General features: G+C 38.6%; 9 protein-coding genes. All 9 read right to left on the bottom strand.

Going from position 1 to position 15,305, the window contains the following annotated elements:
* Nucleotides 1-12: 12 nt before the first annotated feature.
* Nucleotides 13-747 (bottom strand): GntR family transcriptional regulator, encoded by a 735-nt coding sequence (locus FF105_RS06545; RefSeq protein ID WP_290046476.1) that lies wholly within the window; start codon nucleotides 745-747, stop codon nucleotides 13-15.
* A gap of 118 nt (nucleotides 748-865) precedes the next feature.
* Nucleotides 866-2,299, bottom strand: a complete 1,434-nt coding sequence (locus FF105_RS06550) for a 6-phospho-beta-glucosidase (protein ID WP_010281804.1) — start codon at nucleotides 2,297-2,299, stop codon at nucleotides 866-868.
* A 13-nt stretch (nucleotides 2,300-2,312) separates the two neighbouring features.
* A complete protein-coding gene (gene celB, locus FF105_RS06555; RefSeq protein ID WP_010281805.1) occupies nucleotides 2,313-3,668 on the bottom strand; it encodes a PTS cellobiose transporter subunit IIC in 1,356 nt (451 codons plus the stop codon).
* A gap of 24 nt (nucleotides 3,669-3,692) precedes the next feature.
* Nucleotides 3,693-4,184, bottom strand: a complete 492-nt coding sequence (locus FF105_RS06560) for a hypothetical protein (RefSeq protein WP_010281806.1) — start codon at nucleotides 4,182-4,184, stop codon at nucleotides 3,693-3,695.
* Nucleotides 4,185-4,454: 270 nt separating this feature from the next.
* Nucleotides 4,455-9,863, bottom strand: coding sequence for a S8 family serine peptidase (locus FF105_RS06565; protein ID WP_260351324.1), 5,409 nt, complete (start codon nucleotides 9,861-9,863; stop codon nucleotides 4,455-4,457).
* Between the two features lie 280 nt (nucleotides 9,864-10,143).
* Complete coding sequence (gene bglX, locus FF105_RS06570; RefSeq protein WP_148422862.1) at nucleotides 10,144-12,369, bottom strand: beta-glucosidase BglX; 2,226 nt, start codon at nucleotides 12,367-12,369, stop codon at nucleotides 10,144-10,146.
* The gene (locus FF105_RS06575) at nucleotides 12,356-13,648 is read right to left on the bottom strand and encodes a PTS sugar transporter subunit IIC (protein ID WP_336621642.1); all 1,293 of its coding nucleotides are present in this window, start codon (nucleotides 13,646-13,648) and stop codon (nucleotides 12,356-12,358) included. The genes bglX and FF105_RS06575 overlap by 14 nt, the downstream gene beginning before the upstream one ends.
* A 113-nt stretch (nucleotides 13,649-13,761) precedes the next feature.
* Nucleotides 13,762-14,625 carry an AraC family transcriptional regulator gene (locus FF105_RS06580; protein WP_010281827.1) on the bottom strand — a complete coding sequence of 288 codons (864 nt, stop codon included), beginning with the start codon at nucleotides 14,623-14,625 and terminating at the stop codon, nucleotides 13,762-13,764.
* A gap of 155 nt (nucleotides 14,626-14,780) precedes the next feature.
* Entirely contained in the window at nucleotides 14,781-15,266 is a 486-nt protein-coding gene (locus FF105_RS06585) for an Rrf2 family transcriptional regulator (RefSeq protein WP_010281828.1), read from the bottom strand.
* Nucleotides 15,267-15,305 lie beyond the last annotated feature (39 nt).

The following is a 15,305-nucleotide window of genomic DNA, read 5'->3' on the forward strand; positions in this document are numbered from 1 at the left end:
TTTTTGTATTCATTAAATCTTTTTAAATAAAAATAATTTAGTGTCTCGAGCATCATACCCTAACTTTGAAAAGGCAAAAAGTTGTCCAGAACTCAAATAAGAATCATCTCGCACACTCAATGTGGGGCTTTGCTCAGGCCTATCAAAAAAAGTTGCCATTTCTTGACTCATTGATCCAGCTTCAATAATAGTATCTTGAAAGCCGACTTTTAAAGCATCATTTTCTTCTACAAAATTAAATAATGAGCCGTAAAGCGCTGTTTCTGGAATTTGATGAACAATGTTTCGCAAATAATAAGACTGCTCAAAAATAAATGGCTTATCGTCAGCATATCTAAATCGTCGCACACTCCACAGCGGGATGTTCGAATCTAATTGAGTGCCGATGGGTAGAAAAGCGGCTTCTGCAACTGTCGTGGCCTGTATCGTGGCATGCTTAGTTGTTAAATGACGCCCTTGACGCGCCATTTCATCAGTCATACCGACAGGATTTTGTAACGAAATGGCATGATTGTTCATTCGTGGTCTCACAAATGTACCAATACCATGCGCTTGGAAAGTATAACCCATTTGGCTTAGCTTTTTCAGCGCTTGTCTTAGTGTATACCTTGTGACTTGATAGGTTGCCATTAATTCAGGCTCTGGAGGCAATTGCATTGTGCCGGAACCGGTCGGTAACTGTTGGATGTCATCCATTATTTTTTTGACTAATGTGTCTGTTGCAACAGAACGCTCTCCCTTTGCCATAAAATTTTCCTTCCAGATTTCGTATTTTCTGACGCACTATCATCCATTATGCCTGAATTTAGCGTAAAACAAAAGACTTATTGTTCGGAGAGGTCGCCACAACAAGTCTTTGCTCAACTTAATTCAAATTATCACCATTTGTTGTAATCACCTGATTAAACCATGCGAAGGAATCTTTTTTCAATCGTTTTAAACTACCCTCGCCGGCATCATTTTTATCAACATAAATCATGCCATATCGCTTATCCATTTGTCCGGTCCCTGCTGATACCAAATCGATGAAGCCCCATGGCGTGTAGCCAATCAGATTAACACCATCAACATTGATAGCCAACGCCATCTGCTCAATGTGTTGGCGTAGGTAGTCAATACGATAGTTGTCGTGAATTTGACCATCTTCAACCTTATCAAATGCACCCAATCCGTTCTCAACGATAAAGAGTGGCAATTCATAACGATCAGTCAGCCAATTTAGCATATATCGTAAACCAACAGGATCAATCATCCAACCCCAATCTGAAGCAGCCAATGTTGGATTTGGAATTTCTGTTTTGTCATCTCGTGTTGTAAAGTCAGCACGCTCATCAGCGACTGCTTGCACAACGTGGGAAGCATAATATGAAAAGCCGAGGTAATCCACTGTACCAGCCTGCAAGACATCTAAATCAGATAATGTGATATCTAAATCAAACTGTCGTTGTTTGAAATATTGACGTAGCCAAGCAGGATAGCGCCCTTTTATTTGAACGTCAGCGTACCAAGTATTGACTTGCATAGCGCGTTCTGCCTTCATGATGTCTTTTGGATCTGGACTAGCCGGATAGGCTGGTCCAAGTGCCAACATGGCACCAATTTGGAAGTTAGGATTAATATCATGGCCAATTTGAACGGCCAAGGCACTCGCAACCACTTCATAGTGACTAGCTTGATACATCACACGCTCAACATCTTCATCTGGTTTAACCACAATACCAGAATTTGTAAACAGTGACCATTCATTCATCATTGCTGATTGATTATTGATCTCATTAAAAGTCATCCAATATTTGACCTTGTCACGATAGCGTTGGAAAACCACGCCGGCAAATTTTGTGAAGAAATCAATCATCTTGCGATTACGCCAGCCGCCATATTCAGTCACAAGATGATAAGGCATTTCAAAGTGAGACAGAGTAATAACAGGTTCAATGCCCTTACTTAATAATTCATCAAATAAGTCATCGTAAAATTGAAGTCCCGCTTCATTGGGTTCATCTTCGTCACCATTAGGGAAAATTCGTGTCCAAGCAATACTGGTACGGAATGCCTTTAAGCCAAGTTCGGCAAATAAAGCAACATCCTCTTTATAGTGATGATAGAAATCAATTGCCTCATGATTAGGGTAGTTTTCATCAGGCAAAACGCCATCTGTAATCCGTCGTTTGGTCTGATTATCGCCAGCCGTCATGACATCAGCTATGCTAATGCCCTTACAGTCTGCCTGCCAACCACCTTCAAATTGATGCGCCGCCACGGCACCGCCCCACAAAAAATCTTTTGGAAATGTACTCACAATTATCCTCCTATTAAGCATTCACTGCGTTTGTTTGTTCATCACGTACTAACTTGCCATCATAAAACTTGATAAATGGATACCAAATGACAAAGGCCACTATGACACAAACTAGTGCTAAGACGGCTGCCCGCCAATCACCACCTGATCCAATAAATCCTGACAAACCACCCGGCGTTGGCCAAGCAACCTGCGCAATCGGTGGATTAACCAGATGGAATTTGATAGCAAAGTATGCGACTGACATTGACGCCATTGGTGCTAAGAAAAACGGAATAGCTGTATAAGGGTTATACACAACCGGCATACCAAACAAAATTGGTTCGTTAATATTGAAGAATGACGGCACAATGGCAGCTTTTCCAAGCGCACCTAGTTGTGCTGATTTGGCAAAGAAAGCAATGAATATTACCATACCTAGTGTCGCACCAGATCCGCCAATAGTAACAAACGAGTTATTAAATTCACCGGCAAAAGGAATATTGGCCCCAGCTTGGTTGGCTGCCATATTTGACAAGACAATTGGTGTCAAAAATGACGTGACAATTGTCGCACCATGAATACCAACAATCCAAAGTGCGTGCATCAAGAAGTAAATGACTAACAAACCAATCCATGTGTTCGTTAGATTCGTCACGAAACTAAATGGTACGGCAATGACTTTGAAAATATCAGTATTCAAGGCAACCAGTATACCGTTAATAATAATGACTGTGAATGCAATTAGTGCAGTTGGAATTAATGCCATGAATGAATTAACAACACCTGTTGGCACAGTATCTGGCATTTTAATCGTCCAATTTTTCTTCACACAGAACGTATAAATTTTCACAGCAATGATTGACATGATAATAGCTGTGAAGATACCAGTCGTACCCAAACGGGTGACACCACCACCCATTTCCCAACCATCAATAATTTTGCTGTTTTTGCTAACAACATTAATTAATGTCATTGCACCATCCTTGAAAATAATTTCAGGGACACACATTATAAATGCCATCAGCGATAGTAATACACCGTTTAGTGGATTAACGTTAACTTTTTCTTCTTGTGCTTGAATTCTTGTGTATTCATAACCAAAAACAATACAGAAGTAAAGGGCTAAAATTCCCATCGTTGCTGTGTTAGCAATCATGTACAAGCTTGTTAATTTGTCAAATGACGCCGACCAAATGCCTGCTAAAGCAGGAAAGCTTTGGGGGATAATACTTACAATCAAAAACATTGAGCCAACAATTGTAAACGGAATGGACGCCATACCTGCCGCCATAACACCACGAACAATTCTCAACTGTGCTAACTTACCCATCGGTCCCATCAAATGCTTACTTAGAAACTGGAACATTTTGTTATCACTGTTATCCATGATTCACTCTCTTTTCTATTAAACTCATTGCAAACTTACTTTAAAGTCTTGAAGTAGCTTAAAATACTTATCTTGGTCTTGTGAAATTAAACGTGCCCGCCATTCCAATAACAGACATAAACCCATACCAACCAGTAAAATAATTAAAATAACTGATTGGCTTTGATCATTGATAAATGGCCAAAATGTATGGTTAAATCCAAATAACATCACTATCACTAGTGCCATATTACTTGCCAATTGAACCCAATATCCCGCAATGGTTAGGGTCAATTTATGATTAGGTCGCCAATATTTACCCGTCTGTTCCACAGCAACCGCAATATTTATCAATAGCAACGCTGCAGGCAGTAACCAGTAAAATCCTGTTCTACCAAACAATAAGAACATCCAGTACATATTGGTGAAAAAGAAACCTGCTGTCACATATCGAAAAATTAAAAAGCGATTGAAAGCCATGCTTTTGATGCTTAGATTTTTTCGCCCACGATCCATCATTTCTGACTTATCTTTCACAGTCAATCTCCTTTCGAAAAATACTTTAGCTATTCGTCGACATTAAAAATTGTCATCACCATATCCCCCAGTAAGTTAACTCATTCGAATGACTTAATTATAACATCAGTAATTAAAAATGTAAACGCTTTCTTTTCTTTTAAAACAGTGTTGAGACAATTTTGAACTCCCAAAAAAGCACCTAACCGGAGTAACTGTTTGCCAGCGACATCCGTTTAGATGCTTTTTATATTTTTGATGATTTCAGTCAATTATTAAACTTTGCAGATCTTAATCATGTTTACGTTTAATGGTCACTATTGTCATAAAAATTAACGAAACAACCATACCTGCAACCACCACAGACAAAGTAATCAATCCAGCTGTGTCTGGTAAAGCAGCCTTACCAACATTATTGGCTTTTTTAGCCGTTAGTGCGGTTGCGGATGCTGAACTTGACGAATTGAACGGTGTCAAATCAGAACCAGTCTTACGATTACCAGATACGTTGCCACTTTGACTCTCGCTGCTGCCGTTTGAACCAGAACCAGAACTATTACCATTGCTCGACGATTTTTGATCTCCGGAAGGCTTTGCGCCTTTATCAGCAAACAACGTCACCGTCATAACACGACCAACATTACCAGCCTTATCAATTGTTCTTGCTTGAACAACTTGTTTTTTAGCAATAGTCAATGACTTCTCATAGGCTTGCCAAGTTTTGCCTTCGTCTAAGCTATATTGGAGTGACGTGCCCGCAACATCGGGATTAGGCAATTGATCCGTCATTCCTAATGACACAATAGCTGTCTTATGCGCAGCATCATATTGTGTTGAAATAGTAGCTTGGGATTCAATTTGAGGTACGATGTTGGTTACAGATGTTGTAACAACTGCTGATTCATTCCCATAATCGTCCACAGCTTTAAATTCAACCTTAGTATTTGCACCAATGACAACATGATCGTTGTATTCTATCCAAGATTTACCCTGATCGAGACTATATTCTGTATGAATACTATCATCGCTTGGGGCATCTGTTGGTAACTTTGCCGCTTCAGCTGTCAATGATACCGACTTGTTTGTTGGCGCTGTTGTGCTTGCACTAATAATCGGCTGGTCTAATGTTCCTTTATAATAGCGAACATTGACCTTTTTACTGGTTTGATTACCAACAGCATCACTAACCGTAATATCAGCGATATTGTCACCAGTCGTCAAATCTAACGGTACATTAAACTGACTCATCTGCCCGTTGTTACCTTTACTAAAAATAAATGAAAACTTTTGATTTTCAATCATATCGCCATTGATGTTAATTGCGTAACCATCATAATTATCATTCGCACTACCACTTAACTGATATGGCGACTGATTAGTTTTGATTTGATATGAGCCATCTGAAAGGCGTTGTAACGAGCTTTCATTAAACAAACTCAAATCAGGTAATGTTGTATCAATATAGAATTGCAGACTATTATCGACAATGTTTTGTCCTTGATATTTCACCTGAACAGATACAGATACCTTTGTATTTGGCGCTGCTTTTATCTTGGTCTCAAAAGTCAATGTTTTCGGATCATAGTTGACTACTGTACGCTTAGGACCCGCAGTTTCACCTATCATCAAGCCGTTATCGTCAACTGCGTGTTTCAAATGACCACTAATTGTCAACGTCTGTGTATCTTTATCGTACGAACTCGTTGTTGATGACACAACGTTCAAACCATAATTCAAGTCATTATCAAACGATATGACAGAACTTGGGTCACTAATGAATTGTGCATCAGCTGAACTATTCACCGTAAATTTAACGACGTCATCAACATTGCCATCTTTATCCGCTGCTTGTGCAACGAGTGTATTGTCACCAAACTGTAGTGGCACATCGGCAGAAAATGAGCCCTTATTGTCGCCAGTACTCTTAACATCCTTAGTAATGTTAGTAATCTGATTGGTAGACAAGTTACCTACTACCAAAGTGTCTAGCGAATCTATATCGTCTAGAGTACCACTCATATTAAAGGTTGTTTGGTCGGTTGACAAGTTTTCATTCGCATGATCTAAGTGGACGACTGGTTCAGTTACCGAAATTCTTGTTTGAACAACTCGAATCACATTTTTCCCTGCTTCATCCGTACTGAATACAAATTTACCATCTTCTGGCAACGGGATACCATTCTTGCTATCTGTCATATCAAACACTTGAGTCTGTGGGTCAACCTCAACCAGCTTACCATTGACGTAAAAGTTTGAAGGATATGATCCCATTAAGGTTATCGTGTTATAACGACGGTGATAGATGGCTGAATTAGTTGTAATGACTTCGTTATCATTGAGATCATAAAGAACGAGACCATAAGTTGTTTTATCCGGTGCTTGTACAAGTTCTTCAGCATTTCCAAAGTTTCCGGCGTTGTCATAAGCGCCAATTTGGATATTATTTTTGCCAGCCTGAAGCGCCGAAACTTGATCAGCATTCAAAGTCACATCAATTGCTTGCTTCAATGTATGACTGTCTGATAATGGTTGGTCATAAGTTGCACTAACACCGTTTATTGCGACAACAACTTTGCCAAATGAAGCGATACCACTCAGTTCATCCTTTACAGTCGCTTTCAGATGATATGCGCCATCGCTGCCAACCGACAAACTTGATTTATCAAAATCAATCGTTGGTGCAACTGTGTCCAACTTGATTGGCAAGGTCTGTGACTGTTTGTCAGTACTTCCCGATTCAGATTCAGCGGAAATTTTATAATAGTACTGACCATCTGTTGCTGTATCGTACTGACCTGTTTTAGCATTCCAAACCGTGCCATCCCACCTCAAGCTATTTCCAGTATAGCTGGTATAGCTTCCGGTAGATGCGTCATAGTAAGTCTTAGTTACCTCAGGATCGATATAGAGAGTTCTAATTGGTTTTTGGTTTGCATTTTTATCATCATCCGGATCATTTTTATAAATTTGCGCAGTCAGATTTTTTGCATTACGCCACAAACTCACAATAGGCGTCGCTGTATCTTGACTGTCATCAAAATTCGGTGAAAATGCGATATTACTTGGGGTAATATTATCACCTTTGGCGTTCAAACCTAAAATATTTTGTTCACCATCCATGAAATAAGAAGTACCATAGTAAGAATTTCCCGTCCAAATGGGATCATCAAATATTTTTTGACTATTCCATTGTCCGTAATAACCAAGATATGGCACAACTAAGTTTTGAGCACTTGTCGTCACACCATTATTTTCGGCTTGGAAGCCAACATAGCCTTCCACATAGGAGTTTGTTACCTGTTGTGGCAACGTAAGTTTTACTTTAACAGTCACTGTATCGTTCGCTGCAACAGTAATTTTTTGATTGCCATCTAAAACACTTTCACCTTTGTGATTAGTAGCCGACGCCAAATTAATGGCAGCACCACTTAATTTGTCATCATAAGCATTTTGCTGGCTAGTAGCACTATTTGTCCAAACACCACCGTAGTTGTTGAAAGAATAGGTGGCCTTATCTTTATCATTGTTAGTTAATTGAACCGTCATAGTCTGTGTGTTACTAGTGATTTCTTTCAACGAAATCGACGCATCACCGGACGTGGTCGTCGCAAATACTTTGTTATCGACTGCTTTGTCAACTTGCACTAATCCCGCACCTTGACGACGTGGCGAGACAATCGCGTCAGGATGGTCCTTATCATAGAGCGGCACAGCCGTGTTCATCAAATCAGTTTTCACATATTGATTAATATTACTTGCTGCAACACTTCCTGCAAGTGATTGTGTTACCAACGCCGATACACCGGCTGTAAATGGCGACGCCATTGACGTGCCACTCATTTCTTGGTAACTATTATTATTTGCAGTTGACCAGATTTTACCTCCTGGTGCAGTAACATCAGGTTTTAATGTCAAATCAGGCGTTGGCCCATAAGAACTGAAAGTAGACATTTTGCCAGTGCTAGCATTTGGCGTTGTCAAATTTTTGACTGCAAAATTATAAGTTTGATTGCTGTGGTCCTTAACGTAGGCTAACAGTGATTGCCCACCATCATATAAAATAGCCATTGTCGTAATTGACGTGTTCATTGAAAAATTAAGCGCCGTTTCATCAGGTTTATTATTAATAATAATTAAACCAGCTGCCCCAGCATTTAAAGCATTTTCCTGCTTTTCAGTGAAGGCAATACTGCCTCGCATGACAACAGCAACTTTGCCTTTGACATCACTATCAAAGTCTTTAGCGTTACCAACACCAGGTAAACCGTCACTACCGTTTTTAGCCAAATAAAGAGCTTTGCCATTCAGTTTAGTTAGATCAGCTTTATCCGAAAGCTGTGTGACAAGCGGATCTTTGAGTGTTTGCGCCCCAGCAGCTGTCGTCAAATCTAACCATGGTGAGACCATTGTTGTATTTTCAGATGACGCTACCGTAATTGCATCAGCCGCAACACCCGGCGACCCGACTGTACCATTATCATTTGTCAAACTAGTTGATTGATTATTCGTAGCATCAGCAGATGTTGACAAACCATTGTTTCCAGCTGAAATAACTGGTACAACGCCTTCTTTTGCTGCTTGATTAACTGCTTCTTGTTCTGGATCGTCTTGATCCTGGTTGCCACCAACTGAACCTAAGGACATGTTGATAACATTAGCCCCTAATTTAACTGAATCCTCGATTGCCGACACAATGTCATCACTATACGCACCACCACCATTGTTCGAGAAAACCTTCATGTCTAGCAACTGTGCGTTTGGCGCAACACCGACCACATATTTAGTGGTATCAGAACCAGTTTCAGCGGTTGCCTTACCATTTGCCGCCGCAATACCCGCTACGTGCATGCCGTGCATTTCTGAGGCCCCAGTATCGTAGACTGTATCACTAGTCCCATCAGCATAATTATAAGCGAATGGCACTTTGTCGGAATACCATTTACCATATCCAAGCTTTTGGATTGCTGCACTCGATTCAGACTGTGTTAATTTTTCAGAACTATTATTATCCAACGTCAAATCTTTGTGCGTTGGGTCAATGCCTGAATCAATTATGGCAATCAGTGTGCCCTCACCTTTTAACTTATACTTTGACCAAACTTGTGGTACGTTAGCAATTTCATTTGCTGATTGATCTTGTGGGGCATACACATTAGCAGGTGTGACTGCTTTAACCCCTTTAATCGCTTGAATGGCACTAATGTCACTCACCTTAGCATTGATTGAAAAACCATTAAGCAAATAGCCAAAGGTCTTTTTGGGCTTATTGCCTGTCAATTTTGCTACTTGATCACGAACTGGTTTCTGAGCCTCAATTGTCGATTGCGTGGCCTTATCAATCAGATTGATTGACTTTGTCGATCCTGTTGGTGATGCCGTTGACTGACTTGCCGCTTTTTTATCCAGTTCAACGATTACTGTGACAGTTTTGTTCTGCAATTCTGATGAGGAACTAGGAACTGTTAATCCTTTTGCTTTTAATTGTGCTTTGACTTTTTTCTCAAAAGTCGTTTTCTGATTCTTTTTTGCTTCCGATGCTGCGCTGTCTAGTGTCTTTTTAAGTTTGGCCTTTGAAACTGTATCAGTCAATCCTTTCGTCACATCACCAAAAACAGTGATGGATTGTGGATTAATAACCAACGAACTTAAAATTGTGCTCACTAAAAACAGCGAAGTCGTTTTCTTTCTTACAACTCCCATTACTCTCCCTTTCTTAAATGAAAATTAAATATAAAGTATATGTTATATTAAAAAAAGAATAATTTCAATTAGAAAAGGCGTCCTAATGACGTATAATTTAATTTTTCATTGATATGAACCGTTATAATAGTTATTTAAATTAAAAAATATTGTCAAATTTTAAATTTTTGCTATATCTTTGTCTAAGGTATTTCAATCACACCCTCAATTATGAATAATTACATTTGTATCAAAAAAAAGATTTGAATGGTTAAGCAATTCAAACCTTTTTTCTAATATTTCACGCTCGAAGAACAAACCTAGCTTCGGCTAAATGAAGGCTATCGTGGCCAACATAAACTTTGAAGTCTCCTGGATCAAAATTATAATGAAGTTGATTATCAAAATACTTTAACATTTCTACATCAATGTCGAAAGAAACTGTTACCTCACTTCTTGCAGGAACTAATACTTTTTTGAAACTTTTCAAACGTTTTTCCGGTTGCACTACTTTGGCGAATAAATCCTGTATATACATCTGAACTGTTTCAATGCCATCTCGATCACTTTGATTTGATACCACAACTGATACAGTCAGTTTTTCACCTTCATGCAATACATCACCACTCAGCTTCATGTCAGTATAATTAAATTGACTATAAGATAAACCAAATCCAAAGGGAAACAAAGGATTATTGGTGGAATCAATATACCGGGAAGTAAATCGGCTACTATGTGTCGATTTTGTCTCAGGACGCCCCGTCGTGAGGCGGCTATAATAGATCGGTAGCTGACCCACACTATAAGGGAAAGTCATCGAAAGTCTGCCAGAAGGGTTTGTTTTGCCCAAGATTGTATCAGCTATTGCATGACCACCTTCTGTTCCTGGAAACCATGCAACAATAACCGCATCGACGTCATCAATAATATCGGTTAAAACCAACGGTCTGCCATTAATTGTCACTAGGATAATTTTTTTACCTAATTTTCTGATGGCCTTGATCAATTTTTTTTGGTTTTCTGGTAATGTTATATTTGTTTTACTGCCACCCTCACCACTCTCAAATGTATGCTCACCTGCTGCAAAAATAACCACATCTGATTTATTGGCAATTTCGATAGCGCTATCAAATTCCATTTTAGCTTGTTTTTTGGTTAAAATGTTCTTGCTAATGACGTCATCGCTTAATCCCAAACCACGTAACATTTCGACATCATCAGTAATATTGGTGCCCTTTCTAACTAACAGACGATCAGAGGGTACCACTTCACGAAATGCATCAGCAATTGTTACTGTTTCATTCCGGTCGGCATGAACTGCCCACAAACCTAGTAATTCTTGTTCATCTGAATATGGTCCAATTAAAGCAATTTTTTTACTTGTGTCTAGAGGCAGGATGTTTTTTTCATTTTTTAATAATACCATTGCTTTATTCGAGACTTCTCTAGCTAACTCTCTTTTTTCTGAAGATAAAATGGCATTTGATTCAACTTGCTTATCAGCACCTCGATAAGGATCTTCAAACAAGCCTAATTTATTTTTTAACTGCAATACTTTTAGAACAGCAGCATTGAGTTTAGATTCATCTACTTGACCATCTGTGATAATGCTATCTAAATTATTAGCATAGGCTGAAGACTGCATATCAATATCAACACCAGCCACAAATGCGTCTTTGGCAGCCTCAGATTGATTAGAAGAATACCCATGCGCTATGAGTTCATTGACTGCCGCATAATCACTGATAATGATACCCTCAAATCCCCATTTTTCACGGAGGACGTTATGCAATAGATATGAACTAGCTGTGACGGGAACACCATTTATGGTGTTAAAAGACGTCATCACCATTTCGGTGCCAGCATCTACTGCTGCTTTATATGGCGGTAGATAGTCTTGAAACAATTTCATTTCTGACATATCGACACTATTATATTCTCTACCAGATTCAGCAGCACCATAGGCAGCAAAGTGTTTGACACAAGCCGCTATTCCTGAATCTTTGCCTAGATTATGTTGAAATCCCTCTACCATTGCTGCAGCCATGCTAGCGTTCAACACAGGATCCTCGCCAGTCGACTCCAAGCTTCTTCCCCACCTAGCATCCCGCACAATGTCTACCATTGGCGCAAATGATACGTGAGCACCACTGGCATAAGCCTCTGACGCCGTATTTTGATATGCTGTTCTAATTAGATTTGGATCCCAAGTTGCGCCCATCCCAAGTGGAATAGGATAAACTGTTTTCAACCCATAAACAATATCTGCCATAAAAAGCAAGGGAATTTTATGGGAACTATTTTCAAGATATGCTTGCTGTATTTTTCTTGTTTTTTCAGCACCCACCACATTTAAAACGGATCCAACTAGTGGTACCATTTCTGGATTCAAGCCCAGCTTTTGAACTGGTCCAGTGACAATATTCTGTGTTGTGTCAAAAAATTCACCAGATAATTGCACCAGTTGACCGACTTTTTCGGGCAATGTGAGACTATTTAATAATTTTTTTAGGTTAGTTGGCGACATGATTTACCCCCTCCATTTCTGCTTTATAAGTTTGATTATCTAAGTGTTTAAACCATGGATACCAGAGTATTGTAGATAGAACCAATTGAAGGAATAGTTGCAGAATAATGATGGAAGCGTGTCCTTCAATTCCCGCATGGAAGCCTAATGGCAGCCCAAAAATCGCTTGCGAACCGATAAATCGAGCAACAATCCCTAATTTAATTAATACATATGATATGCCAAGTGCAATTGCATTGTTAAAAATAAATGGAATAGCTAAATTAAAATTCAATACTAAGGGTGTTCCAAAAATAACCGGTTCAGTGATACCAAACAATGCCGGTACAACAGCAATTTTACCCAGTTCTTTATATCTTTTACTCTTAGCAAAAAGCATTAATATCACTAATCCAAGTGCCAAACCGCCCCATGTAATAATGTTGAAAAATCCTAATCCGATAATATTAGGCGGTGTGACGCCTTTCGCAACTGCATTAAGATTTTCAACGTCCATAGATAACCAAATTGGGGTTACTAACGGCAATAATACATTAGTACCATGAATTCCAAAGAACCACATAATTTGCATCAGTAAGCTAACCAAAATCATTGCCCAGATGTTGCCACCAATTCCTCTTAACGGCTCTTGAATAATGGAAAAAATCATTTGATGAAAGCTTCCAAATGATGATATGGCAAATAGGAAAGAGGCTAAACCAAATATAATACCTATAAAAATACCCGGAATTAATGCTGCAAACGATTGTGAAACCATTGGCGGTACACCCGCTGGCATTTTAATTGTCCAGCCGTGTTTCACAATATAAATATATAAACGGCCAACGATTAATCCAATCACCATTGCTGAAAAAACACCTTGTGATGAAAGCCACGTTACCGGAGTAGCAGTAACGGCCACATGATTAGATGTATAAGAACCTAATGGTGTCATGATCAAAAATGACATTAGAGATATAATACCTGCTGCGGTACCATCATCTTGATCAGACATAAAATTTTGAACTAGATATTTAGCCATCAAAAATGATAAATACAGTGCCATAGCACCAATCGTAATAGTGCCAATACCATTTAAAATATTTGATAACGGTTTGTAATTTAAATCTTTGGTATATATCGATAGCAGTGTCGCCAATGATCCCAAAATTATGGGTGGTAATAGTGCCATCATAGCGCCCATAATTGTTTGCAGATACTTGTTTTTCCCAATTTTGTCTAAAGTCGGAGACATATTGTTAAATAGACCCGTTACTTTTTCCTTGTTAAATTTCATCATGCGCCTCTCTTTCGAATTGACTATTTATTTTACAATTTAATTGTAAGCGCTTTCTCGATGGCTAACCTGCTGTTTTATCGCTTAAAATATGTAAATATTTGTCATTTTGGCCATCACATTATTGTTGACATTTTCCGATATTCACTAGGTGCAACACGGTAAACTTCAATAAAAGCATTGTAAAAATTACGATAACTCTCAAACCCACAATCAATAGCAATTGTTGTGAGATCTAAATCAGATGTCATCATCTTTTCAAAGGCAGCATCTAAACGAATAGAACGGAGATAACTTGTAAATGACGTCCCCATTCCTTGTTGAAAAAATTTTGAAAAATAACTAGTGGAAAAATTGAAATCGTTTGCGGTAGAAGCCAAAGTAATCTCATTAACAAAATTGTCATGTAAGTAATCAATCACTTTAATCAATCTGGTCCGATCAAAAGTCAATTTTCTTCTAGCAGCAATGGTTTTATCGGCATAATGTTCACATAAAATTGACAATAAACCATATATATCAGACATAACGTGTAGATTCATTAATAACTCGTGCGTTTTGTGACCTTCTTTGAAATATCGGCTGCATATCGCCATTTGCTTAAAATAAGTCAACACAACATCATCATAATCACTTTTCATAACTGTCCTATTAATTTGAAAAACAAATTCATTTGGATATTTACCAAAGGTCACATCACGTAAAAATTGTATTGGTAACTGAATAATCATGACTTGACTATTTTTGAGTCCCTGCGTAGCATGAACGGTATTTGTGTTAATCACCATGAAATCATTTTTTTGTAAAATATATTCTTCAGTAATCAGCCAAACTTTCAATTGACCAGATAAGCAATATATCATTTCAACACTTTGGTGCCAATGTTTCGGGATAAAGCGGCCGTCATTTTGCTCATTAAAACTAAAAATGCGAAACGGTAATCCATTTGTTGTTTGAATACTTTCATGACTATATGTCATACGATCAATACCTCTTGTTTCTTTGTAAACTGACAGTTTTTATGTAACCGCTTTCATTTTGCTTCATATTATCATGATTATAATTTGTCGTCAATAATAACCTGTCGAAACAAAAAAGGACCAGCTGGTCCCTAATCTCTTACATTTTAAACCCATCACACAAAGGCCGTTTGACTTTGTGGTTCATAATTACGCCAATCAATGCCATCGCTACCATCTTCGCGCAACTTCAGCAAGTCGAGAATTGAATACTGCTTCAATCGCTTTTTGAAATCTTGCTCGGCATCAAATATGATTGATAGGACTTCTTGTGTACCTGTTTCAACCGCTTTTTTGGCTGGGAATACTCTATCAGCTAGCTGTGTAGAATGGACAAAACTGTCCTTTCCCTCAATCGCTTCGTAAACGTCCAATAACGTGATTGACTTTGTGGCACGTGCCAAACGAAAGCCCCCCTCCTTGCTGGCAATTGCTTCCACAATATTGGCAACAACCAATTTTCGCATGGTCTTTTTTAAATAGGAATCTGAAACTTCAAGATGCTTACTCAAAATGTGACTTTTAACTGGCAGTCCATCTTTTTGTAGTCCCAACATGACTAATACAACTAAACTTTGCTCAACAGCACTAGACATTTTCATAATGATATTTCTCCCAACTTTTTATGTACAAAGCCCCAC

Origin of the sequence: Leuconostoc sp. UCMA20149 (assembly GCF_030400235.1) — a bacterium.
Classification (GTDB): Bacteria; Bacillota; Bacilli; order Lactobacillales; family Lactobacillaceae; genus Leuconostoc; species Leuconostoc pseudomesenteroides.